Origin of the sequence: Pseudoalteromonas luteoviolacea NCIMB 1942 (assembly GCF_001625595.1) — a bacterium.
Taxonomy (GTDB): Bacteria; Pseudomonadota; Gammaproteobacteria; order Enterobacterales; family Alteromonadaceae; genus Pseudoalteromonas; species Pseudoalteromonas luteoviolacea_A.
In genome coordinates, this window is the sequence record NZ_AUXT01000153.1 from 1 (window position 1) to 26,035 (window position 26,035).

The following is a 26,035-nucleotide window of genomic DNA, read 5'->3' on the forward strand; positions in this document are numbered from 1 at the left end:
ATGAATTCGGGGCGATTCATATAGCCAATTGAAGAGAGTAAGTTTAGCCTTTATATATCAAAGAACTAGGAATATTAAAAAATTTGGAGAACGAGGGAATATTCATGGTGTTTTGTGATCTTATGGATCGCCAAAAACAACACAACTAAACACCATGTAACCTTAAGAGCTGTATTCCATTTGCCGCTAAGAGCTTTAGAGGGGTTGTAAATTCCTTGCTCGCGATTATGGGTACTTCGTTGCAATCACCTAGTTATAGCTGTTTATGCAAACGTAGTAAAACACTTGATGTGCAATATAGATATCGTTGTCGATAGTTCCGATCTTAAAGTGTACGGTAATGGTGAATGGCATGCGAGAAAGCATCGTGCGAATAAGCGGTGAACTTGGTGCAAATTGCACTTGGCAGTTGACGCGACAAGTCACGATATTGTGGGCGCTGAACTGTCGATGGTCAATGTATCTGATGGTGAAGCCCTTACCGATTTAATAAGACCTTTTCACAGAAATATAGGCAGAGTTACTAGTGACGGTGCGTATGACACCCGCAGTTGCTATGAATAGGTTGCAGCAAAAAAGCGATTATACGGGTGCCACCAAGAGAAAGTAACCAATATTTGGAAGAAGGACACCCCAGAAACAATGCAATATTTATGATGCACCAGATAGGGTTTAGGGTTAACGCAGTGGAAAGTTAATTCAGTGTACCATCTACGTTCACTTGTTGAGACGGCGACGTATCGTTTTAAACAATTAATGGGGGATAAGCTTAAAAGTCGTCAGTTTAATAATCAGCATACTGAAGAATGATTAAAGTGAAGGCAATAAATAAAATGAATGGCCTAGGTATGCCCAGATATCGGCAATAGAGTTAAAACTGAGAAATTGATTAGTAGTTAGCTATTTGATCAACAAGGCCGAACTTAGCCCAAACAGCAAAAGTAACAACGTTAAACTCAGCAATTCGATGGTTAGTTTTTATATAAAAGAATAGGGTTCAAAGCCTGATTTTACTCGATAAGAAGAAATTATTCTAGTAACCAGCATTGTTGACATTAAGCCACATAATTTAATATTGTGTTCAATGAACTTTAAAGAATGGATGTATCAATGGACTACAGCAATTTATTAGATGGTATTATTCTATTAACCAGTGGTATCACAATTTATTTATTTGGCTCAGGTAAATTATTCTCGAGTCTTGGCGGCCGTGAAAACGCCAGTATCATGAAACTGGTTGTAACAGTTGGATTATTGATATCACTTGTAGGTATCGTGCAACTAGTAACGCACATGTTGTGGTAAAAACATAGAAAGCTGTCTAAAAAAGCAAAATACGATTTGCTTCGCAGAGACTTATGTTTTCATTAGAACGTGTCTGATTTTTCCAACTACTTTAATCGTAGTTTTTATAACTATCGGTTTCTAGATTATAGGAAGTTCCATTTTTCAAAGAGAATTAAGTTTATAACCTCGTATGAGTTTTGAGCAATTATCAAAGATAAAGCTTGCAAGGCATAGCCAAATTTAAGGCAGTCAGGAGTAAATCAGGTTATTCGCTGTCTCAGAGATTACTTCTATTTTTCTCAAATAATGAACTAATAGCACACAAATAGCCGTTTATAATTACCCATGAGCTGTAATGTATTTAGAAAAACGAGTCGTTGAAGGTATGTAGGTACAACAGTGTCGAGAAGTATGACCACTCACACTGTGTCCGATACTAATCAGTATCGGACACAGTGTGAGTAAAAAAAGAGTACAGAGATCAATAGGCATATATAACTCTGATAATTCATGACTAAACACTATTTAACATAACATAAATTATGGGATATAATTTATGTGCTGCTTAGAGCCAAATAAATGCCCTGTAGTCTGTCAACTATAACAACAATGAGACCTTATAGAAATTGACACCATATCTGCATCAAATAATATTGACTAGCACTGAAAAGCACTATCGACTCTCTAGCTTGCAACACGTTTTCATCCAAGATGAAAACGAATCTTGAAATTGTGTTATGTCTATGCGCTCATCACTCGAGCGATTATGCTGCGCCATCACTTTACGTTGCGATGGCTTCACCACTTTTTTTGTAACGCTTCCTGAACTATTTCCGCTTTTAACCGCTCTTCAGCATACATTTTTTTCAGGCGACGATTTTCTTCTTCTAGCTCTTTCATACGAGCCATAAGTGATGCGTCCATCCCGCCATATTTAGCACGCTACTTGTAAAAAGTAGCACTACTCATGCCGTGCTCACGACATAGCTCTGGAACAGGAATGCCCGATTCTGATTGTTTTAGAATAGCCATTATCTGGCTGTCACTAAATTTTGATTTTTTCATGTAGATCCCCCTTCGTCTAATTTACGAGAAAATTCTACTTTTAAGGACTGTTATTTTTAGGGTAAATTACCTTATGAAGAATACACTTTTATCAAGTACCCTATTAGCTGGTATGAATGGTTCTTAGATAGAGATTTCCAACCAGCCTCCGCAATAGCGACTGATTGTGATGGTGTGGACCATACATACAGCTTACACGAGTTCCTTTTTTAACCACCATTCTGTAAAAAACGCCTAGTTTTTAAGACTAAGCGTTTTCAATTTAGCCCGTGATAATACGCAGCATTCTACGTAGGGGTTCAGCAGCCCCCCAAAGGAGTTGATCACCAACTGTAAAAGCACTGATATATTTATCGCCCATTGAAAGCTTTCTGATCCTACCGATAGGGATATGCAAAGAACCTGTCACATTAACTGGTGTAAGCTCTTGCTCTGTTACCCCTCTTTCATTCGGGATCACTTTAACCCATTCATTATGCCCATCCAAAATCTTTTCAATTTCGCTGACTTCAATGTTCTCACGTAATTTTATGGTCAGCGCCTGAGAATGACAACGCATTGCACCAACCCTGACACACAGACCGTCCACAGGTATTGGTTGCTTTATAGAGCCCAATATTTTGTTTGCCTCAACCTCTGCTTTCCATTCTTCTTTACTCTGGCCAGACTCCATTGGAACATCAATCCAAGGAATAAGGCTACCTGCAAGCGGTACGCCAAACTGATCTTTAGGGAGTGAGTCAGATTTAAGTTTATCTGCAACTAATTTATCTATTTCTAAGATTGCTGACGACGGGTTCTCCAGCTGTAACTTAACGCTGTCATGTATGTCACCCATTTGTGAGATTAATTCTCTCATGTTGCGAGCACCAGCGCCTGAAGCTGCCTGATAGGTCATTGGGCTGACCCATTCAATTAAGTCTTTTTCGAACAAACCACCCAAAGCCAATAACATCAAAGAAACAGTGCAATTACCGCCGACAAAAGTTTTAACACCTTGCTCTAACCCCTGCTGAATTACATCGTTGTTGACGGGATCTAAAACAATGATGCTATCACCCGACATGCGAAGTGCCGATGCAGCATCAATCCAATACCCTTCCCAACCTGCGTCGCGCAATGGTTGATATATTTCCCTTGTATAATCACCCCCTTGGCAAGACACAACAATATCCATTTTTTGCAAAGAAGGAATGTCAAAAGCATTATTGAGTGGTTTAACTTCACCACCAAACGCAGGACCTAGTTGTCCAGCTTGAGAAGTTGTGAAGAAATGCGCGTTCAGATGAGCAAAGTCACCCTCAGCTATCATACGCTCCATAAGAACAGAGCCAACCATGCCGCGCCAGCCAATAAATCCAACATTATTCATTACATTACCCTTATTTTGATTAAATTTCTCATTGCGTGAGGGGTACGTCTAGACGTCTAAAGTATCAGAATAAATCCACCAGCTCTAGTACTTTTTGTCGTGAATTTTAAATCTATACATCAAGTTCAATACACGGTGATTAAGTGCGGCGTTATCAAGTCATTTATTTTTGATACATAACCACACCCAGTGCGCTACAGGAGCAAGGTGAACTAAGTAGGTAAAACCCCGATGCAAACATAAAATAATTGAGTACCTAAGGCAGTTCGGTTGTACACAATCAAGATTGTACTGAAGTCATTATTCTTTAGGAGGGTTAAAAAACCCCGCAATTAGCGGGGTTTGGATACAACATGTAAAGGTTGCGTCCGAGCTCAATGCAGCGCATCAAACTAGAACTCTGTACAGAAGAAATGTTTAATTAATGTTAACAAAGCTTCTAAAATCGGTAAGGATATGCGATAACCCTTTTGTGTTAGCCATTATGAGTCACTTTAATACTATTTTCAAGTAAAATTCTTTCATAAAATTGATCTAGGTTATAAAAAAAATCTAAATTTTATATATGTTTACGATTACGTAAATGTCATATTTTTCACGTGAAAGTCTTTCTATTTATTAGCTTTTATTTTTATCAATCTTAATGACGCGAATCAGCTCATTATATTTAAAAGATTTTTAAATATTTATATCACACACAATTGTGAATAATTAATTAATAGTTCTTAGTAAATAAAAAAGCCGCTATAACGCGGCCTTTTGTTAGCTGATATATTCAACAATTAGAATTCTATTGCAAAGTCTAAGCTAACTTGTTGGGCAGTCTCATTTTGACGAATTAGCACGTCGTTTTGCTCAACTTCAAAATCTTGATCTAGAAGATTTTTCACCTTGAATGTTACCGTTGTGCTAAACGTTGGGTAGTAGCTATAAACTAAATCCAATGAATTAATCGGCTGCTCGTAAGCATCATCAAATCCATTGACACCAGCGGCTAAAATACGGTCACCAAAGACATTGTAGATTACAGATGCCTGATGGTTTCCATCATGAGAGTCATAATTTAACTGTAAGTTAGCTACGTATTCAGAATGGCCCGTCATTCGACGTTTAAGATTGGTTAAATCACCACGCGCACTCTCTAGAATTTCAACCTCTGAATCACTCACAGTAAGGTTACCAGATGTAAAGAATGCACCACCTAGGAAGTCAGAAGATAACTCCACTAACCACTCAGCTTCCACACCATATACGTAAGCAGAATCGGCGTTCTCAAACTCAAGTGTAAAACGACCATCACGCTCGTTAAGCTGAGCTTCAATCGGTTTGTCGATATCCTTGTAGAATGCACCTACTGAGAAGTTGTCACCGCTTTCAAAGTAGAATTCAACACGTACATCAAAGTTATCTAAGTTACTTGATACAAGTGTTGGGTTACCCAACGTTCTATAGTCAGTTAACGGATCTTGATATTGAACCGGCGTCAATTCACGAAGATCTGGTCTTACAATAGTCTGACCCCAACCCGCACGCACTTGATAAGTTGGTTGACTATAAGTCATCGACAATGAACCAAACGTATCATCTTGCATTACTGTCGCTTCTTGAATTGCTTCTGCACTTAACTTATCTTGAAGTAGTGCAGGATCAAAAGCTGAACGAGAGTATGCAAGCGCTACCTGTCTAAAGTCTTCATATCTTAGACCACCAGACACTCGCCAATCATTTGCAAATACGTAGTCAAAACTACCATAGTAAGCATCGATTTTCTGTGCCGCGATGTAGTCGTCGGCAGTCGGTTCCTGGAATTGAATTTCAATGTCCGTATTATCTACTCGAGAATCATCTCTGAAGTAGCTACCAATACCCAGTGATTCATTTCTATTTGTTGCAAGCGTTAACTCTTCAGACGGACCAAAACGATACTTGAAGAAATCGGTACGGTATTCTCGTGTTTTATCAACAAAGTAACCGCCACCTTTAATTTCAACTTCAGAAGAGTCAAAGTAAAATGCTTTTGATAAGTTCCAACCGTAGTTTTCTACTTGGTCTTCCATATCAACAAAGCGATATAGAAACGGGTCACCACCAAGTGCACCACTTGTATAAGTTTCTGTATAAACGCCGTCTGTATAACGATCTCTCGCTGTGATCTCTAACTCACTAGGGATGTTTGTTGTCGCCGTAGAGTCAGTATACTGCCAGTCAAAACCTACACCTTTGATAAAGTCATACTCAATGTTGTGAGTACCGCGAAGCTGAACTACCTCTAGCTCACGCTCTTCAAAGGACGTCAAGTTTTTACGTTGAATCTCACCGCTTGCAATACTTAGTGACTTAGAAGGCTCCTGGTACAGCGAAATTGATGCTTCGTCTTCTGTGTCTTTTAATGTCATGTAGCTTGCATTTAAGTCATGACCATCTAGTTTATAGCCAAGGTTTAAAGACGTATTCAGCTTAACGTTCTTCTTAGTAGATTCTTTGTCGTTTCTAGACGAGTAACACTCTAAATCAGACTTGCCGCAATCATCAGGGTTAACTTCAGTCGAAGAAAGTACCGCAGTATAGCCTTTACTGTGGCTCCACTCGTGATCGTATGCCGCAGAGAATAAAAACCCTAATGAACCACCAAAACCGAATAAATCGTCAAAGCGGTCACCATACACTAGTTTACCACCTACATCGGGATCTAGGCTTTTTTCAACCATTCCAAAATCACGATGCAGTGACTTTGTCAGGGTTTTATTTATAGCAATTGCCTCATCCTGAGATATATCAGTACCACGCAGTTTAGATTCTACAGAGCGAATGTTTAGAACAGAGATATCCGAAATACCGTTTACATAACGATTAAGTGCATCAGTCATGGCTTGAGGCATAGCTCTTAGACCATCATCTTCACCCATCCAATCGTCGTCACTACCATTGTAAACAAAACCTTTATCGTTGGTGTTTTTGTGTGCGACACCTACTTCGATCTTAATTACACGGTCATTTGGAATACTTTTTGTTCTGATATTAACATCACCTCCACCAAATGCAGCTGGCATGTCTGGTGAGTATGCTTTTTGAACAGCAAGTGATTCGATAATGCTTGAAGGGAAGATATCTAGAGGTATAACGTTACGCGTTAAGTCTGGACTTGGTACCTGAGCACCATTTAATCTCACACTTGAATATCGCTCACCAAGGCCACGAACATAAATAAACTTATCGTTTACCAAGCTTAAGCCTGTTACACGACGCAACGCAGAAGCGGCATCGCTATCACCAGTTCTAGAAATTTGTTCTGAACCCATGATATCAGCAACAAAGGCTTGGTTTTTGCGCTCTTCAATAACCGCGCTTGCACTTCCTTTTAGGCGGCTACCAACAGCAACGACTTCTTCAATTTCTTGAGTAGTCTCCTCTGCCATTACACTTGCAGACAAAGGGCTCAAAAGAGAAAGCAAAGAAATAGTTATCAAATTTGTTTTGAACACTTTGATTGGTTTCATTTGTAATTCCTCTAAACCAAATATTTATTCACAAAGGGCGCTTTAAAGCGCCCTTTAACTGTTTATTAGATATGGCTTAGATTATTGAGTACGCTTTACTGACTCAGCTATAAATTTAGCCCACTCAGTGTCAGTTTCGTCTTCACCTAACGCACCGATGTAAGTTACGTCAGTGAAGAACGAGTTATCTTCGCTTAGCTTAGAAGACTCTACAGCTACGTTATTACCATCTTTGTCTTTGATAGTACCGTTAGTTGTAGCCATGTCAGCACCAAGTACATTCTCGAAATTAGTAAAACCGATAAGCTGATTACCGCCGCCAGTAAACCACTGCGCGATATCAAAGCTTGCTAGGTCACCTTCAAGTGCTGTATGAATATCTTCAAAGTTTTTAGCACATGCAAAGATTGAGCTGTGGAACTTTATGTCACCTGCTACAGCATTAGCATGGATACCAGCTGAGCTAGAAGCATCTTTCTCGTTGTACAAATCGAAACAACCTGCGCCGTCTTCAGTACCTTTACTTACAAATAACATGTTGTGAAGTTGAGCTTTACCCCACTCTTTCATTTCCATGCCAGCACCGTGACCACGAGGACCTTTCACACCGTTACTTACAACTGTTGCATTAGCAATCGTTGGGTTTGAACCTGAAGTTGCGCGGTCAGAGCCTTCTGCTGATGTAGGGTCTTTCTTACCGCCGTCAGTTTCGAAACCGTGGTTACCTTGGTTAAGAGTTTGAACAAGGATGAACTGACCGTTACCTTTCCAACCAGTGTCCCAGTCAATCCCGTCATCCGCAGTATCTGTAACTACGATGTGCTTGATATTAACTTGACCACCGAATAGCTCGATACCATCATCATAACCTTGGTGGATATGTACGTACTCAACCGTGGTGTTTGAGCCAACAGCATTTAGTGTGATTGAGTTTAGCTCATCACCCTCAACACCGTTACCAGCGAATTTTACAACAACATGCTTCAATGTACCGCTGTCATCAGTATCGTCATTACCACCGTAGTATGAAACCACCCCTTCAGCAGCAACGTTACACATACCCGTTTCAGCTTCAGTCTTAGAACACTCTACTGTTGTTGCCATACCGTTGATTTGAATGCCACCCCAGTCCTGCATCGCCGGAGTAGTTGAATCATCTTCGTCAATCTCAAAGAAAGAAGTGAATGTAATCGGTTTGTCGACTTCACCAATAGCGTGAATGTTTGCACCACGTGCAATACGTACAAAGTTTTCTGCCTTGGTAAATGCTATTGTTGCACCTGCTTCAATTGTAAGCGTAGGGCCGTCAAGGTTAACAGAACCGCCTTTTGAAGTATCAACATCTTTACCGATGAACAAAGCGCCTTCAAAGATATGTGCGCCATTGTCTGGTAGTGCCTTGATAAGGAAAGAAGCATCAATATCTTTTGCGTTGCTTGCGAAAGCTTGGCTGTACTTACAGTTTTTGCCGTCTTGCTCACCTTTGAACTCTGTACCGTCTAATGTGTATGTAGCACAGTCTAGCGTAACTACTTTATCTGGATCGGGATCAGTACCTGTGTCCGGGTTAGGGCTTGGATTTGTTACATTATCTACAGAGTTATCAACTCGGTTATCGTTCGTAGTTGGGTTAACGTTGATGTCGCCACCACAGCCAGCAAGTACAAGAGCAGAAGAAATTAAGCTTACTTTAAATAAACCAGAAAGGTTCATGTTGGTCTCCAAGAAATATAATTGTTATAACCGTATTTATTTGATGGAGTTAGATTATAGTTTACATGTTACACATTGGTTACAGATTTTATAACTTAAAATGACAAAGCTAATTATAATTAAAAACTTAATATGTCATAAAATAATAAAAGCCACCCGAAGGCAGCTTTGGCGTTGCGAATATAAAATAAACAAATTTACTAAATTGCTTGCCTCAAACTTTCCTGATGCAGCTTCTCTTTTTGTACATATTTAATCCATTGACGCGCAAGTTTTGCTGATTTTTTATGCTTTTCAGCTTGCTCAAAAGCAAGTATTGAAGCATCAAAGTTTTTCATATTATATTGCGCCATTCCAAGCGCAACATACGCATTGGATTCAAAGCTCAAACTCCCTTTATCAAGTGCGTTTCTGGCGGCATCAGCCGCATCATCGTAGCTTTCCATGTTGATATAGACCTCAGCCAGACGCTGCTGGAAGTTTCCATGATCAACCAATTTGTCCGCTGCTTCGAAAAATTCGATTGACTTCTTGTCGTCCTTAGCTTGGACATACGCTTCAGCAATAAATGATAAATTCTTAGCAGAGCTCTCGATAATATTTGAATCAATACCTGACTTTAATGTCTGTGCTGCTTTAAATGGTAAACCACTATAAAGATATACTTGAGACAGCTGTAATACTTCAGTTTTAGTTTTAATAAAACCTCTTTGTTTAGCTGTTTCCAATATCGCTAGCTGTTTTGACTCTTCGCCTACTTCACCATACATGCCGCCAAGTTGGACCCAATACTGAGGTTTATCAAATAATCTCACCATTTTTTCGATGGTTTTTATTACATCCTCAGGCTGATTTAGGGAATAATATAGTGCTCGTTGTAAAACCAACCAATTCTCTTTTGGTACTTCGCTTTTATATTCAGCTAAGTCAATCGCATTATTTATATTTTCTAAAGCTTCTTTATAATTTTTGCTCTGGTATAAAGCTTGCGCTTTTAAAGTATAAAAACTGCTTTTAATTGGTTGAGTATTTAACTTTTCCCAATCGTCTAAATATTCAACCGTTTTAGCATAATCACCGTTTGCCATAGCCAACTGTGCAAGACTAAAAGTTGTTGATAGTTTTAAAGACTCTGGGATTGCTTCTTCGGCGACCACTTTTTCAAAAGAAGCGATGGCTTGTACCAAGTCATTCTCGTTGTAATATATGAAGCCATAAAAGTTATACATCATCGCAACTTCATATGAATTCATACTAGAGGCCCGCTCTTTAATAGAATCTAAAACTTCTAAGCCTTCTTGGACATGGCCATCATCAGCCAACTTTTGAGCTCTTGCCAATTGACTGTATACTTTTTCACGTAGTGCAGGCACGCGCTTCGTTTTAGTCTGTGCGTAAGCCGTTGCAATCGACACCTCTGGCACTAGAGAAGTTAGTGTAACAGCCGTATTGACCACTACAATACTCACACTGAGCACAAGTAAATTTTTAATCACTTTCATAATTCAAACTCCTAAATTCCACTAACCATTAATTTGGAATGAAATTTTATTTTGAACGCCTGCAACTTCTACGGCTTCACCATTTACTACACGAGGTTTGTACTTGAATTTTAGTGCAGCTTCCAACGCGGCTCGGTCGAATATATTCTCAGGCTCAGCTTGTAGTACTTTTGGATCACGTATCGTACCTTGCTTGGTCACCACAAACTCTACAAGTACATACCCTTCAATACCTCTAGACAACGCACGGCGCGGGTAAACTGGCGCAACCTTTACAATTGGCAAGTACTCGCCATCACTTGACTCCAATGCCAAGCCACCAGCTAAGTCAACATCCGCATCCACATTTGCAGAAAAGTCAAAGTTCGAAGCACCCGCTTCTAAGTTATTAGACTGCATTTGAGGTGCATCCATCGGAGGTGGCGGCTCTTTCGGCGTTGGTGGCTTCTCTGGTTTTCTTTCCTTTTTCTGAACTGTTTCTTCTTTTTTCAATCTCACAAAGTCAAGCACCTTGCCTTTTACTGGCTCAGTGGCAGTACCCTCGCCACCAGTTATAAGCGCTTGCATCCCTAGAAATAAAAAGAAAGTAACAACACCAGCAATCAATAACGCAACAATATAACGCATCGTTTTACCTTAAGATTCTTGGGCGGCGATTGACACATCAAAGGCACCAGCAGCTCGTGATGCATCCATTACCTTGATTAATATCTCAGTAGTCGCTTTTTTGTCTGCTTGAATAACAACGCTACCTTGAGGGTTTTCAGCTTTTAAACGCTCGATATTGGCTTGAACAGCTCTAATATCGATTTGACGTTTATTAATCCAAATCTCTCCCTTGTCTGAGATTGCCACTAAAATATTTGCTCTTTGCTTTTTAACAGCTGTTGCAGCCTCGGGGCGATTGACGTCAATTCCAGCTTCTTTTACGAATGAAGCCGTTACGATAAAGAAGATAAGCATGATGAATACAACGTCCAACATTGGCGTCATGTTAATTTCTTCTGTTTCTTCTTCTTGAAAAACTTTTGCTAATGGAGCTCTCATTTTTACCTCAAATTCTTTAGTGATCTAACAGTAGCTTGTCTTCTAAAAGCTCAACTTCTCGTTTTGCTTTTCTTTGCAAGTAGGTCGATGCAAACACACCTGAAAGCGCTGCTACCATACCCGCCATAGTCGGAATCGTTGCTTTAGATACACCGGCAGCCATTGAACGCGCGCTACCTGAGCCTGTTATTGCCATTACGTTAAATACTTCAATCATACCTGTTACAGTACCTAGCAGACCAAGTAGAGGACACAGCGCCACCATAACGTTGATAAAAGGTAAGTTGGTGTTCAATTCAATACCGGCTTTTGAAATCATTGCTTGACGGATTTGCTCTGCATTCCAGCTATTTCTTTCGCTGCGACCTTTCCAGCCATCAACAATCTGCTTTTTATAACTACGGTACTTCCCAAAGAAATACATAAAGCGCTCCAAGATAAGTAGCCACATAGCAAATGTAACCGCTCCGATGACCAGGAGAACCTGGCCACCCGTATCGAGGAACTCTTGTAGAGCAGTTATCGCATCTACTAGAAGTACCATTGATTACGCTCCCTTCTCGCTACGTTCAGCGATAATACCAGCGCTCTGCTCTTGTAGAATGAGTAGCAGATTGCGAGAGCGAGTATTTAGAATGGTGTATAAGAATACCGTTGGAATTGCTACAACAAGCCCAAGTACTGTCGTTACAAGCGCTGTTGAGATACCACCTGCCATCAATTTAGGGTCGCCGGTACCAAATAGAGTGATAGCTTGGAAGGTATTAATCATACCCGTTACAGTACCTAGTAAACCTAGAAGTGGTGCAACAACAGAGATGATCTTAATCAGTGTCAGGTTACGCGTGATTTTCGGCATTTCTCTCAAAATTGCTTCACTTAGTTTTAGTTCCAGTGTGTCATAAGCAACATCAGGATATTGGTCTTTAACCTTCATTACGCGACCAAGCGGGTTATCATCTTTGGCAACCTTATCTTTAAGTTGGCGTTTGATTTTTGCCCCCATAAGCATAAGAGATACAAAGCGTTCAAGAGCAATTAGTAACGCCAATGCACCTACGGCAAGAATTACATAGCCAACGACCCCACCTTGCTCAACTTGTTCTTTTGTATTGGGCGCTTGCACAAGCAATCCTAGGATTGAACCACCCGTTGGGTCTAAAGCAAAATCAACCTTACCAGAGGTTGCTCCCTGCAAATCCCCAGCACTTTGCTGGAAACGCGCGACAGGTTGACGAGTTAACTCAGCGATTGTATTTGTCTCTGGGCTGTAAGCTAGGTATTTGCCATCAGCAATTAGGTTAAATGCACCAACGCGTAGTACTTCTTTGCTGACTTTAGAACCACCATCAACGATAACTTCTGAGGTATAGCGAGATACTTTGCCTTGCTCTGTCATTTCACGTTGCAATTCAAACCATACTTTTTCGATATCCTCAATGGATGCTAACTTAGACGTAGAGCCCATCTTTTTGGCCATTTCATCCATAACACCGCTACGATTTGGAAATTCTGCAGATACAACCGATGTTCTAAATTTTGAGCTAGCATCACCTGATGCCTGCTGAAGCACACCAAACAACTCTTTTAGTGACCCCATTCTTTTTGAAAGCGTGTCGCTTAAGTTACCCAGTTTAATTTCGTTCTCTTCGAACTGCGTTTCCATGCGCTCAGAGCGGCTCAATTGATTATTGCGCTCAGATTTCAGCTCATTAAGCATTCTTATTTGCTGGCTTTCTTGCGATTTAAATTGCGCTTCACGTTGTTTATTTTCTTGTGTTTGGGCAACTTGTCCAGCTTCTAACGTTTTAAGAAGAGAGTCCAAGTCCATTGCTTTCTCAGCAAAAGCCGAACTAGATAGAGCAAATGCAGAAACGAACAGTGCTTTACGGCTAAATGATTTTAAAAAGCTCATTAGTTATACCTCTTATTGAGCAGCTTGGATTGGAAGAGTTAACATATCCGGCGCTAGCTGTTTGCGAGCAATGCGAACACCTTTGTTGATTTGACTAATATTTGTGTTTGGCAGCGCATCAAACTGTTTAGTATCTTTATTCCAGCTACCCGCTTTTGCCGAGTCTTTTGTAACGTATAACAACTCAAGGCGGCCAATACGTAGCATGTCTACTTCACGCTCTTGACCATCAACATCAAGTAATGTTGTATACGCTTCGATTGTACGACCATACTCAACTTCTACTTGATAAGCTTCAAGCACACGTCTGAACTTCTCACTTGATGTGATGTCCGCTCTGTCCATCATCGTTTTAAGCGTTGCGATACGGTTTGTACGTTCTTCTTTTAAGAAAGGCACGTCAAGCTCTACAAACTGCTCAAGTCCGGTGATCATTCGAAGCATAAGCGGCGTGATCTGACGTTCAATAACTGACACTTGGTCCATAGAAGCGTTGATTGCAGCCATTTCTTCAAGTTGGTTGTTAATTTGCTTATCTAATTGGTTGTTATAAACAACAAGGCCTTCGATTTCCTTGTTTAGCGTTCTGAATTGCTGCAGACGAGACTGCATATTATCTGAGATCGCATCGATCTTATTTTGAGAAGTTAGCGCTGATTTATTGATTTCAGAGCTAGAGTTTATTACTTGATTGAGATCGTTTGCCTGCGCACTGCTTGCTACTGCAAACGCGCCCGCTAAAAGCAATTGGTTAACGCACTTCATCTCACACACCCTTTATAATATTTGCTTATTCAAATTTTGAAGTGTGTGCAGTTTAATTGCGAAAAATGACAACCGTGTTGCGTAATAAATACAGTAATGTTACAGCTGTAATATTACTGTAAAGATGGGTTTATTCGATATATTTGAATATTTAAAAGGGCTGCAAAAATACAGCCCTTTGTTTATTTATACTTTAAATTTACTCATCATGTTTTCGAGTTCATCAAATTGCAATTTTAAAGTTTTGCATTCGTCTAGCGTTTGTTTAAGGCTTTCACTGCCCTGTACACAGAGATCGCTAATACCGTGAATGTCACTATCCAATGACTGGATAACTGTATTTTGCTCTTGTGTCGCGTTTGCTACCGCATCGTTCATACCGTCAATAGATTCAATAGCATGTGACACTTCTTGCATTTTAGTGCCAGCCGATTGCGCTTTTTCAGCACTTGCACTTGAGTCCTCGATACTTAATTTCATCACCGATACCGCAGATGCAGATCCTTGTTGTAATTCTGCAATGGTATTTTCGATTTCTTGTGTTGACTCTTGGGTACGCTGAGCGAGTTGCCTTACCTCGTCAGCAACAACCGCAAAGCCTCGACCCGCTTCCCCGGCTCTGGCAGCCTCGATTGCCGCATTAAGAGCCAGTAAGTTAGTTTGTTCACTGACTCCTTTAATAACTTCAAGAACCTGACCAATACTCGCGGTCAATCTATCTAGGCCATCGATAGTAGATTGTGCTTCTTGCATTTTAGAGCTTAGTGCACCAATCTCTTCAATATTTGAATTTAGTGCAGTTTGGCTTTCATCAGACAGGGTATTGGCTCCCGTCGCAAGTTCTGATGCATGTTTTGCATTATTTGAGATTTCTATAGCACTTGAAGACAGCTCATTTATCGCTGTTGCGACATTATCTGTCCTTTTTGTTTGTTCGGTATAGATGTCTAACGCATCTTGCGTTTGGCTCTGTAGCCCATCCATAACTCGTTCAAGCGCGAAGGTTGTGTCTTTAACTTTAGAGATGCTCTGATGTATCTTTTCAACAAATAGATTAAAGTAGTTCGACAGTTCACCAAATTCATCTTTGTTCTCGACGACCAACCTACGAGTAAGGTCGCCCTCACCTTGCGCAATATCTTTAATTGCCTCATTTAAGTGATTCATAGGTCTCATCAGGTATTTAAGTAGCAACTGCATCATCACAACTATCACCACAACACCCAATAGCATATAAATTAGTGCCATATTTCTGAATGATGAAATAGATGAGTAGGCGATTTCTTTGTCTATGACAACACCTAAGTACCAGTCGACATTTTTAATTCCATGCATTTTGACAAATGACACGAGCTTTTCTGTCTCATCTATTTCTAACTCAATAAACTCTTCTTGTAGTGCTAACTTTTGACCAAACAAACTTTGCATATTCTTATCGTTAAGCTGGGTATTCGGGTGACCCAAAATACGGCCGTCGCCGTCAATTAAGAAGCCATAGCCGAAGCCTAAGAAATCAATTTCATTTATGATTTCTGTAATAGTCGCCATGTCGATATCTCCACCAGTTGCACCAGCTAATTGACCATTGTGATAAATCGGCACAACTGCCGTGATGGTCAATTCGTTCGTTGTTGCATCAGTATAAGGAGAGGTAAAAGCGGTATCTCTTTTTTGCATGGCTAGCTGATACCACGGTCGTGTTGTTGCATCAAAATCGCTAGGTAAATTAATCGTTGGGTCGTTTAAGACAAAACGCCCATTTGGTGTGCCAATAAACGTATTTTTAAAATGCCCCGCATTTGCTGCTGTTTGTAACCTTCTGCGAACCTCTTCTTCACTATCAGATCTTTGATGCCCCTCTGCGACAGACTGAACTATATCCAACCTATCATTTAACCAGTTTGCAATATTTTGCGAGACGGACTCTGAAATTTCTTGAAGAACGAGAGTGAGTTGATCTTGCGTCTGCGAACGCATCAAGACAAAATTATTTACGGTGAACAGGCTCAAGACTATGACCAGAACTACCGAAGCTGCGAGAGTGATTTTGGTGGTAAATTTGAATGCGCTAAACATGCAGATCCTGTTTTTCTTATGTACTACTGACTAGTTTGTATCAAATATCAAAAGCTTTGTCCCTCCTTATCGACAGTTTTTATGTAAATATTATAATTTTATTGAATTATTTTTAATAGGTACGAATAAAGGCAAGTAAAACTTGCCTTTAACATAGTGAAAAAGAACTAAAATTAGATTGATTTTTGATAGTTAGACCAAGCGTTCTCGAGGTTAATGTTCTTCGCTTTGGAAAAGCTCCCCCAGCTCCACTTCTTCTTATCATGAGGATCTAATTGGGCATTTAGTTCAACCAACAAATCAGGGTGATGATTCGACTCTAACCAGTGAAGGAAAAATGCCGTCGTTTTATATCCGCTGTCATAATTACCACCATGCCTTCGACTTGAAAAGTCAACGTAACCACCTTTCATCCTGACGACATCGGCTATTCCCTCAATCACCGGACCAATCTCTTTATAGTTGTGGTCATCAAGCTGATAAGCATGTGCAATCTCATGATACAGAATACCGATAAGCTCGTCATACACAGCCTGTGGAGAATGAGTTTCTTTGTACTTGTTTAGATATTGTGCACTAATATGTATTTTAGCACCTGAGAAGTCCCCTTCTTTATAAGCTACGCCATCCATATCTTCCAACACAACTTCTAAAAGCGGCAGCTTAGGCGCTTTGTGTTCCTCTTTATAGAGAATGCGAGCCACATTATATGAAATCTGTTTAACCAGATTCACATCAACATGCTGCCAAGCGGTTACTTGCTCTTGGCTAAAGTAACGTATTTGTACATTGGGTAAGTCGAATGCCAACCAATTAACATCCCCATTAAACTGGACTGGTTTAATCTCGGTACTAATTTCTTCAGTCGCGGCCGTTGCACTGTGAGCCATCAAGCCCACAGTCGAAACAAATGCCAGAATTACAGCTTTTGCATTCATATTATTTGTATTCAGACAGTGAAGGTGGACGAGCATTATGAGCGCTACCCCAAGCTTTGTTAGGCTTATCACTCATCACGTACTTTAATTCGCCGCCAGCCATAATATCTGCATGTGTTAAGTAATTTCGCTCTAATGGCTTACCATTCAAGCTTACAGACTGAATGTACTTATGAGTTTTGCTTAGGCCTTTTGCCGTAGTAGTGAACTTTTTACCATTTGCGAGTTTTAACGTTACCTTTGGTGTTTGAGGCGCGCCAATTGCGTATGATAAGTCGCCTGGAGACACCGGATAAAAGCCCATTGCAGAGAAAATATACCAAGCAGACATTTGCCCTACATCGTCGTTACCCGCAAGTCCATCTGGCTTATCTGAGCTAAGCGTATCCATTATTTGACGAATACGCTCCTGAGTTCGCCAAGGTTTACCAGCGTAGTTATACAGGTATGCAATGTGATGACTCGGCTCATTACCATGTGCATAGTTACCAATAAGGCCGGCAATATCTTCATGCTCTTTGATCATATCGGCAGACAGTGGTGTATCGAATAAATCATCCAAACGCTTTTCAAACGCATCGTCACCCCCCATCAACTCAATTAACCCTGCTACATCTTGCGGTACATAGAAGCTGTACTGCATTGAGTTACCTTCAGTAAATGGGCCCATATACTTTGCTTCATATGCGTTAAAGTCCCTATTCCAGTTACCTTTGATATCTCTACCACGCATAAAGCGAGTTTGCGGATCAAAGACATTTTTATAGCTCATTGCACGCGCATAATAACCTTGGGCAAGTTTGGTTTTGCCCATAGATTCAAACATGCGCGCGATTGCATAATCGTTGTAAGCATATTCCAACGTAATAGAAACTGACTCAGGCAACACATCCATTGGTACATAGCCGTACTTTTTATACTCTGGAATAGCATCGTAAACTGGGTTGTTTGCCGTACTTTGAATCGCTTCAATAGCCAAATCAATATCGTAGTCCCTTATGCCTTTTAGGTATGCGTCAGCGATTACAGAAACAGCATGATATCCAATCATTGTCCATGTTTCATGGGCATGGAAAGACCAGATAGGCAGCATTTTTTCGTAACTTTGTTGATAGTGAACAAGCATTGACTGGATCATGCCAGACACGCGATCTGGGTCGATATAGGTCAATAGAGGGTGTAACGCACGATAAGTATCCCACAATGAGAATAATGTGTAATGCTCAAAGCCTTTGCCATCATGGATTTCACCATCCACGCCACGATATTGGCCATTTACATCTTGATAAATGCTCGGCGCTTGCAGCGCATGATAAAGCGCAGTGTAAAACTGGCGTTTCTCTGAACGTGTGCCCTCAACGTCCACTTTATCTAAATATTCAGCCCAATCTTGTTTCGCTTGCGCTCTGACTTTTTCAAAATCCCAATGAGGAATTTCAGCGTTAAGGTTCTCAAGTGCATTAGAGCGGCTAACAGCCGAAAGACCGACTTTCATGTATACAGGCTTTTTATTAACACCCTTAAATGACGCAACAAATTTAACAGCTTTACCCGCAGTCATCTTAACTGCTGTGTTTTCGATAGTTGAATGCTTTTGTTTACTATCAAGACAATTCATGCATCTGTAGCGCATGTTGTCCCGATTAATAAATTGGTAGTCGTCGATCGGCTGTGAAAATTGAATAGCAAAGTACATTTGCCTATTACGTGCCCAACCATTTGTTGCCCTGTAGGCCACTAAAGTTCTGTCATCAACCTTGCGGATATCGCTCCATATCACTTTATTTTCGAAATTATAAATGGAGCTAGTTAGGTCAAATAAAATGTGCCCATGATCTGCGCTATTGAATGTGTACTTGTGCATTCCAACGCGCGTTGTCGTAGTCAATTCAGCTGTTACGTCATAGTCTTGCAGTTCAACACCGTAGTAACCGGGTTCAGCCCATTCGTTATCGTGTGAAAATCTTGAGCGATATCCTGAATCAGGTTTTTCAGCAGTACCCGCGTCCAACTTAACTTCACCCGTAATAGGCATTACTAGTAAATCACCAAGATCTGAATGGCCAGTACCAGAAAAGTGTGTATGCGAAAAGCCGACAATTGTTTCGTCATCATAATGATAGCCAGCGCAGCGTTTATATATTTCCGGTTGCGGTGACACGCCTCGCATAGGGTTATCTGTGTCAGGGCTTAGCTGAACCATTCCAAATGGAACTACAGCACCTGGAAATGTGTGTCCATCCCCACCTGTACCAATAAACGTATCTACCCACTGAGTGTTTGATTCGCGTGCTTCACTTACCGCTGAAAGTCCGGCAAGTGACACCATAGCTGCGGCCCAAATTGAGCGATGCATGTGCCTCTCCTTTATTGTAAATTATGTTTGGATCGTTCCAAGCGGTTTTAATATACAACGTCTATGAATACGTATTCAATAGTATTGAGATAGAAATTTATAAATTTAAGACAAAAAAGGCAAGCGAACGCTTGCCTTATATTCAGTGTGGGGTTGATTTAGGCGACTTTATCTTGCCACTGCTTTGATAGCTTCATTACATTAACACCATACCATGCTATGAACACATAACATACCAAAGGCACCACGAAGCTGATTTGAATATTCATTCTGTCAGCTATAACCCCCTGGAGCAAAGGAATAATCGCGCCACCGACAATTGCCAAACACAACCAGCCAGAGCCTTTACTTGTTAAAGAGCCTAAACCTTCGATTGCAATTGTAAAAATAGTTGGAAACATGATTGAGTTAAACAAACCAATGGCTAATACAGAGATCATCGCAATATTGCCGTCTGTAGACATCGTCAGAACCAGTAACAGCATTACGCTAATAGCGTTAAATACCAAGGCTTTAGAAGGTGCAATCACTTTCAATGCCTGCGAACCAATAAAGCGGCCAACCATTGCTCCACCCCAATAGTAACCAAGCAATTTAGCAGCTGTTGGGGCATCGATACCACCAATGTGTTCTTCAGCAAAATAATTTACAATAAAGCTACCAATGGATACTTCTGCACCTACATAGCAGAAAATAGCCACAACTCCCATCATTAGATGGGGCGCCTCTTTTAGGTTGTGGCCTTTAGCTTTACAGTCTTGTTCTTCTGTATGCTCCGCAATCGTCGGAAGCTTTAAAAATGCGAATACGACCGCAATTGCCACTAGCACTGCTGCAATAACCAAATACGGCACTTTAACAGAATCGGCACTAGCCGCTTCAACCGCCATTGCGCCACCAGCACCAAACAGTAACATACCGCCGGCAATTGGCCCCAAAGTCGTCCCTAAAGAATTAAGTGCTTGAGCGAGGTTTAGACGGCTTGAAGCTGTTTTAGGCGTGCCAAGTGCTGCAACATAAGGGTTTGCAGATACTTGTAAAATTACAATCCCTGACGCCATGACAAAAAGCGCCGTCAAAAAAATCCAATACTGATGGACAATTACCGCAGGATAAAACAATAAGCAGCCAAACGCGGCTACAAGTAATCCAACAATGATACCTTTTTGGTATCCAAATCGTTTTACGAGGTTACCTGCTGGCAGTGAAACTACAAAGTATGCAATGAAAAAACAAAACTGAATTAACATCGCCTCAGTGTAGTTTAGGTCAAAGACGCTTTTTAACCTTGGAATTAAAACGTCATTAAAAACAGTAATAAAGCCCCATAAAAAAAACAGGGTTGTCATTGCTGCTAGCGGGAAAAAGTAGTTTTTTTCGTTGTTCTGCGCGCCTGCAACAAAAGTTTGATTCGTGTTGATTTCACTCACTCAGGTTACTCCATGTTAAGGGATGTAATGATTCTACACATTGTTACAAGAAAATCACAAATGTTTTATTGGATCGTTCCATTATTTTTTTTAAGATGCTAGAGTAACTAGATAAATGAGAAAATACAGGTTAGTAAACTTTTTGAAATACCAACATGGCAACCGCCATGACAGTGCTTTTTGGAAAGTCAAAAACCGTTTTGCGATTAGAAAGTGGAGCTTGATTAATGTCGCTTGATTTCAGAAACAAAGAATTTTTGCAGCAGCATATTGATAAGACAATGGCATTTTATCACCCGAGATGCGTCGATAGCACAGGCGGTTTTTATCAATTTTTTAAGGATAACGGCGAAGTCTACGACAACTCTACCCGCCATCTAGTTTCAAGTACACGTTTTGTTTTTAACTACGCTATGGCTTACCTCAATACATCTAAACAGGAATACTTAGAGCTTGTTAATCATGGGATTGATTACTTAGAACGAGTTCATAAACAACCAAATGGTGGTTATGCTTGGTTAATTGAAAATGGTGAGCCAAGTGATTTGACGAACCATTGTTATGGTCTGGCTTTTGTACTGCTAGCTAATGCTATGGCTCATAAATCGGGCGTAAAATCAACACTTACCACCATAGAACATGTTTGGCAACTTTTGGAACAAAAGTACTATCAAGCTGAATATTCGCTTTATTTAGACGAATATGATGCAAAGCTCGAAAATGCGGATAAATACCGTGGTCAAAATGCAAATATGCATATGTGTGAAGCGCTGTTAATGTGCTTTGAAGCAACAAAAGATAATAAGTTTTTAGACAGGGCTTACACCCTTGCTCATACAATGACCGTAAAGCAAGCTGACTTAGCTCAAGGCCTCGTTTGGGAACATTACGATAGCAACTGGCAAATCGACTGGGACTACAATAAAGAAAATCCCAAGCACCTATTTAGACCTTGGGGATTCCAGCCGGGCCATCAAACTGAATGGACTAAGTTGTTGCTTATATTAAACAGACATAAGCCAGAAACTTGGATGGTTGAGAAAGCAAAGTTTCTATTCGACGAAGCGTTAAAATCCGCCTGGGATGAACAACATGGCGGGATCTGTTACGGATTTGCGCCAGATAAATCCATTTGTGACGGCGATAAATACTTTTGGGTGCAGGCGGAAAGTTTTGCAGCAGCTGCACTATTGGCATTAGCTACAAATGAAGAAAAATATTGGCAATGGTATGACAAAATCTGGCATTACAGTTGGGAACATATGATCGACCACCAATATGGTGCTTGGTATCGTATTCTTACCCAAGACAATCGCTCTTACAGTGACGAAAAAAGTCCGGCAGGAAAGACAGATTACCATACTATGGGCGCTTGTTACGAAGTCCTCAGAGCCTATCAATTACAAGAGAGTAAATAATGAGTGTTATCTGTTTCGGCGAAGCCTTAATCGACTTTCTGTCTAATGGAAAAGAACCCGAAGCGTTTACAAAATACGCAGGGGGGGCACCAGCTAATGTATCAGTCGCTGTGGCAAAGCAAGGCGAAAAAAGTGCCTTTTGCGGCATGCTTGGTGATGATATGTTTGGCCACTTCATTAATGAGGAATTGCAGAACCACAAAGTGGACACACAATATGTGAGGTTCACAAAAGAAGCACAAACAGCACTTGCTTTTGTATCTTTAGATAATGATGGCGAGCGTAGTTTCAGCTTTTATCGCCCTCCAGCTGCCGATTTGCTATTTAGAGCTGAGCATTTCGAGCCCGATATGTTTACATCAAAAAAAATACTACATGTGTGCTCTAATAGCTTGACCGAGAGAAATATTTATCTCACTACTGTTACGGCAATGCAACAAGCGAAAAACAATGGGCTGTTAAAAAGCTTTGATATGAATTTGCGAGAAAACCTTTGGCCATCTATGACCCATTGTTTGGAACGTATTTGGCATGTTTTATCTCAGTCTGACGTGGTAAAGCTGTCGTCGGAAGAGCTAGCATTTTTAAATGAGCACGCCCACCCTGAGCAAGATCAGCAAAAAACCATAGAAGCAGTATTGAAGACCAATGTACGGCTTTTATTAATTACTGATGGACCCAATGATATTAGGTATTTCACGGAATCTTTTTCTGGGTACATTTCACCTCCAAAAGTACAAGCAGTAGATACCACAGCTGGTGGAGATGCATTTGTAGGTGGTTTGTTAGCGGAGCTTTCACGTAAACTATCGAAAAGTACTTTTGTAGAACTATACAAAAGCGAAAAAGAGATTATCGATATCATCAACTTTTCGGCAAAATGTGGTGCCTACGCGGTAACGCGTTTCGGTGCCTTTTCATCACTGCCAACCAGGCATGACATTGATTAACCGTTACTCTGACTATGCGTGAGACAGGCTCAGGGATGAGCCTTTTTATTTAACCTAGTTTATAAATACGACAAAAATTTATCGTAAAACCAGTAAACGATAGGCCCACAAACACACCATCCAATCATAAAAGGCCTAAAAAACCCTAGCCTTTGTACATCGAGCTCCTCAACAACAGACATGTTATAAGCAGACTTTAAAGGGAAAACTTTTCGATACACTTTAAATATTGTCAACCCAACTATAAACGGTACAATGATAAGCGCAAAAAATAATAACACTGCATACCAAGTCTCGTCAGAAACACGATCCATAATCACTCGCTGTTGCTTTTTAATGGCTCAGAATAGAATTTGGTTGCATGAATTACAACAAGAACAATGAAGTTTCATTTATGAAGAATTACCTCCCTTTTTTCTTAGTTCCTCTTTTGGTAAGCTGCGCAACCCCAAACAAAATAGAAAGGTTGTCACCTATAAAAGATGTCAAATACAAACAAACAGAAGAATATACACATCAATTTGCTAACACCTATAAAAGGCCAGAGCGCTACCCACAAACCTGCGAGCAAGACTGCTATCCAGATAGTAAAGACATTCAATGTGAAAGTCATATGGAACAGTGCAAATACATTGGTAGCAACCCGGCTTCAAAAATAGAAGAGACTGCTATCTACAGTATAAGGTGGCTTGGGCACGCAAGTTTTGTTATCACTACTCAAACCAATGAAACAATTCTAGTTGACCCTGTTACAAGGCAATTTGACTGGCCTATAGATTGGGCTTTTACAAATCTTGCCGGAGGTTTTTACCGAACCCCCCCTCCCCGTGTCACTAATGAAAAGCTGGCTTCAGTGCAGGCTGTTATTTATTCACATATTCACTACGACCATTTCAACAAATCTGATATCGAAGAAATTGGTAATAACACAAAATACCTTACTCCACTTAACTTTGCTGACTATTTTCCAACCGGAGGCTACGATATAGTCGAGATGCCCTGGTATTCAAGTTACAACGTTGGTGAAACCACATTACATTTTGTGCCCGCACATCACTTCAGTAATCGAATCGTCATTCCTTTTATTACAAACGATGATGACGAGACTCTGTGGGGCGGTTGGCTACTAGAGAATAATGGCAAAAAAGTATTTTTTGCTGGAGACACAGGCTATTCTAGCCACTTTAAAGACATTCATAAAGCGTATGGAGACATCGACGTTTGCTTAATTCCAATTGCATCTTATCATCACGAAGAACATGGGAAGTGGTACCGCAATGTCCACCTAACACCAGAAGATGCGCTTGTTGCTGCTGAAGATTTGAATTGTGGTGTTATGATCCCTTGGGGCTATGGAAATTCAAGCTGGAAGATGGGCGACCACACCTCTCACTCAGCATTATTTAGATTACTCCATATGAGAGAACGACTAGATAGTAAGATACCTTTGTACATACTTAACGAAGGCGAGGGAGCAAAGTTTTAAAACGCCCCCCAAGCTAGCGAAGTATTTTTTACCTCGCTAGCACAGTGTACATCTTATTACTCCACTTCCCACTCGTGTAAAGCATCACCAAGCAATTGTTTGCGCCAACCTTGAAACAAATCTGGTTTAATCATTTTTTTACGCTGCTCTTTAGACAGCTTCCAGTTCCAACTGATAACTTGGTTGATCTGTTTTTTCGACGCCAGCACGTCAATCGGGATGCCCTGCTTTTGAGCCTCGATAGAAATGAGTCCTTTAATATCTTTGGCAGCTTTTTTATACCCAGCAAAGTCAATTAAGCGCTTAACTTTTTTGGGCAGAACATCGTCAGACACTGACTTTCCTGCATCTATGCACGCAAGAATTTCTTTACCAGAACGATTCACTTCCATCGCTTCAACTTCTGGGATATTGCGCATACTCGCAAGAGATGAAGGACGTCGCTTGGCGATCTCAACCATATTGAGCTCTTTTAATATAAAGTTTACCGATATATTTTTCGTTTCAGCTTTATTCAAACGCCAAGCTGCAAGCTCTCTAAGAACCGCCAAATCCCTGCCCCGCAGTTGCCATACATTTTTGATATTTAAATAGACATATTCATCAGGTGTACGGAACGCGCGCTTTTCAGATATCAGTTTACTCTCTGATATAACGATATCGTTAAAGCCATTTTGCTGAATTTTTTCCACAATGCGTTCGTAGCATGGAAGCAAATAGTATACATCCGCAGCGGCGTATTCCAGCTGTTTACTAGACAGAGGCCTTTTCAGCCAGTCGGTACGAGACATACTTTTGTCAATCTCGATACCCAATAAGTTTTTCACCATATTGGCAAATCCAACGCAGTTACCTTCACCTAATAACTGCAACGCAAACTGTGTATCAAAAAGCGGTGATGGACATATACCTGCAAAGTTTTGAAAGACTTCAATATCTTCTGATGGAGAATGGATAACTTTCATGATGTCAGGTGCAGTAAATAAAGCCCAAAGTGCTGAAAAATCAAGTTCAATTAAAGGATCTATCAACGCTAAATGCTCACCGTCATAGACCTGAAAAAGAGCGCTTTCAGGGTACAGTGTTCTTCGACGCATAAACTCGGTATCAATGGCCAACACCTTACTACCCGATATTAGATTGATAAACTCATTTAATTCAACTTGATTCTGAATAAACCGATACTGCACTTTTACTCCTTCGCTATAGCGAAAAAAA

General features: G+C 40.5%; 20 protein-coding genes and 1 pseudogene. 6 read left to right on the forward strand and 15 right to left on the reverse strand.

From position 1 onward, the window contains the following. Positions 1 to 215 precede the first annotated feature (215 nt). The 3 genes from N482_RS25620 to N482_RS10330 all read left to right on the forward strand — a co-directional run bounded on the left by N482_RS25620 (position 216) and on the right by N482_RS10330 (position 1,305). Positions 216 to 317, forward strand: a complete 102-nt coding sequence (locus tag N482_RS25620; protein WP_331245814.1) for a hypothetical protein — start codon at positions 216 to 218, stop codon at positions 315 to 317. An 85-nt stretch (positions 318 to 402) separates the two neighbouring features. Continuing rightward, the gene (locus N482_RS24810; RefSeq protein ID WP_196765330.1) at positions 403 to 564 is read left to right on the forward strand and encodes a hypothetical protein; all 162 of its coding nucleotides are present in this window, start codon (positions 403 to 405) and stop codon (positions 562 to 564) included. Positions 565 to 1,110: 546 nt separating this feature from the next. Next, positions 1,111 to 1,305: a hypothetical protein gene (locus N482_RS10330; RefSeq protein ID WP_063376962.1), complete on the forward strand. Its 195-nt coding sequence runs from the start codon at positions 1,111 to 1,113 to the stop codon at positions 1,303 to 1,305. Between the two features lie 751 nt (positions 1,306 to 2,056). Here the strand turns inward: N482_RS10330 and N482_RS10335 are convergent. The 14 genes and pseudogenes from N482_RS10335 to N482_RS10400 form a co-directional block, all read right to left on the reverse strand. After that, a pseudogene (locus N482_RS10335) lies at positions 2,057 to 2,352 on the reverse strand (transposase); the annotation flags it as partial. A 262-nt stretch (positions 2,353 to 2,614) separates the two neighbouring features. Then, complete coding sequence (gene asd, locus N482_RS10340; protein ID WP_063376963.1) at positions 2,615 to 3,724, reverse strand: aspartate-semialdehyde dehydrogenase; 1,110 nt, start codon at positions 3,722 to 3,724, stop codon at positions 2,615 to 2,617. Between the two features lie 782 nt (positions 3,725 to 4,506). Further along, a complete protein-coding gene (locus N482_RS10345) occupies positions 4,507 to 7,221 on the reverse strand; it encodes a TonB-dependent receptor plug domain-containing protein (protein ID WP_063376964.1) in 2,715 nt (904 codons plus the stop codon). Positions 7,222 to 7,302: 81 nt separating this feature from the next. Continuing rightward, complete coding sequence (locus N482_RS10350) at positions 7,303 to 8,934, reverse strand: hypothetical protein (RefSeq protein ID WP_063376965.1); 1,632 nt, start codon at positions 8,932 to 8,934, stop codon at positions 7,303 to 7,305. Positions 8,935 to 9,134: 200 nt separating this feature from the next. After that, positions 9,135 to 10,436: a tetratricopeptide repeat protein gene (locus tag N482_RS10355; RefSeq protein WP_063376966.1), complete on the reverse strand. Its 1,302-nt coding sequence runs from the start codon at positions 10,434 to 10,436 to the stop codon at positions 9,135 to 9,137. Positions 10,437 to 10,457: 21 nt separating this feature from the next. Beyond that, a complete protein-coding gene (locus N482_RS10360) occupies positions 10,458 to 11,063 on the reverse strand; it encodes an energy transducer TonB (RefSeq protein ID WP_063376967.1) in 606 nt (201 codons plus the stop codon). A gap of 9 nt (positions 11,064 to 11,072) precedes the next feature. Beyond that, positions 11,073 to 11,483 (reverse strand): ExbD/TolR family protein, encoded by a 411-nt coding sequence (locus tag N482_RS10365; RefSeq protein ID WP_039610430.1) that lies wholly within the window; start codon positions 11,481 to 11,483, stop codon positions 11,073 to 11,075. Positions 11,484 to 11,499: 16 nt separating this feature from the next. After that, entirely contained in the window at positions 11,500 to 12,027 is a 528-nt protein-coding gene (locus tag N482_RS10370; RefSeq protein ID WP_063376968.1) for a MotA/TolQ/ExbB proton channel family protein, read from the reverse strand. 3 nt (positions 12,028 to 12,030) lie between these two features. Then, complete coding sequence (locus N482_RS10375; protein WP_063376969.1) at positions 12,031 to 13,398, reverse strand: MotA/TolQ/ExbB proton channel family protein; 1,368 nt, start codon at positions 13,396 to 13,398, stop codon at positions 12,031 to 12,033. Positions 13,399 to 13,410: 12 nt separating this feature from the next. After that, positions 13,411 to 14,163, reverse strand: coding sequence for a DUF3450 domain-containing protein (locus tag N482_RS10380; RefSeq protein ID WP_063376970.1), 753 nt, complete (start codon positions 14,161 to 14,163; stop codon positions 13,411 to 13,413). Between the two features lie 186 nt (positions 14,164 to 14,349). Further along, positions 14,350 to 16,239, reverse strand: coding sequence for a methyl-accepting chemotaxis protein (locus N482_RS10385; protein ID WP_063376971.1), 1,890 nt, complete (start codon positions 16,237 to 16,239; stop codon positions 14,350 to 14,352). A 173-nt stretch (positions 16,240 to 16,412) separates the two neighbouring features. Beyond that, positions 16,413 to 17,177, reverse strand: a complete 765-nt coding sequence (locus N482_RS10390) for a basic secretory protein-like protein (protein WP_063376972.1) — start codon at positions 17,175 to 17,177, stop codon at positions 16,413 to 16,415. 1 nt (position 17,178) lies between these two features. Then, a complete protein-coding gene (locus N482_RS10395) occupies positions 17,179 to 19,533 on the reverse strand; it encodes a GH92 family glycosyl hydrolase (protein ID WP_063376973.1) in 2,355 nt (784 codons plus the stop codon). 158 nt (positions 19,534 to 19,691) lie between these two features. Further along, positions 19,692 to 20,963: a sugar MFS transporter gene (locus N482_RS10400; RefSeq protein ID WP_063376974.1), complete on the reverse strand. Its 1,272-nt coding sequence runs from the start codon at positions 20,961 to 20,963 to the stop codon at positions 19,692 to 19,694. Positions 20,964 to 21,190: 227 nt separating this feature from the next. On the opposite strand from N482_RS10400, the gene N482_RS10405 reads away from it, so the two are divergent. The 3 genes from N482_RS10405 to N482_RS10420 all read left to right on the forward strand — a co-directional run bounded on the left by N482_RS10405 (position 21,191) and on the right by N482_RS10420 (position 24,817). Beyond that, the gene (locus N482_RS10405) at positions 21,191 to 22,381 is read left to right on the forward strand and encodes an AGE family epimerase/isomerase (RefSeq protein ID WP_063376975.1); all 1,191 of its coding nucleotides are present in this window, start codon (positions 21,191 to 21,193) and stop codon (positions 22,379 to 22,381) included. Then, on the forward strand, positions 22,381 to 23,331 hold the full coding sequence (locus tag N482_RS10410; RefSeq protein WP_063376976.1) for a carbohydrate kinase family protein: 951 nt from the start codon (positions 22,381 to 22,383) through the stop codon (positions 23,329 to 23,331). The genes N482_RS10405 and N482_RS10410 overlap by 1 nt, the downstream gene beginning before the upstream one ends. A gap of 394 nt (positions 23,332 to 23,725) precedes the next feature. After that, positions 23,726 to 24,817 carry an MBL fold metallo-hydrolase gene (locus tag N482_RS10420; RefSeq protein ID WP_063377004.1) on the forward strand — a complete coding sequence of 364 codons (1,092 nt, stop codon included), beginning with the start codon at positions 23,726 to 23,728 and terminating at the stop codon, positions 24,815 to 24,817. 56 nt (positions 24,818 to 24,873) lie between these two features. On the opposite strand, the gene rnd is transcribed toward N482_RS10420, so the two are convergent. After that, complete coding sequence (gene rnd, locus N482_RS10425; protein WP_063376978.1) at positions 24,874 to 26,007, reverse strand: ribonuclease D; 1,134 nt, start codon at positions 26,005 to 26,007, stop codon at positions 24,874 to 24,876. Between the last annotated feature and the right edge of the window lie 28 nt (positions 26,008 to 26,035).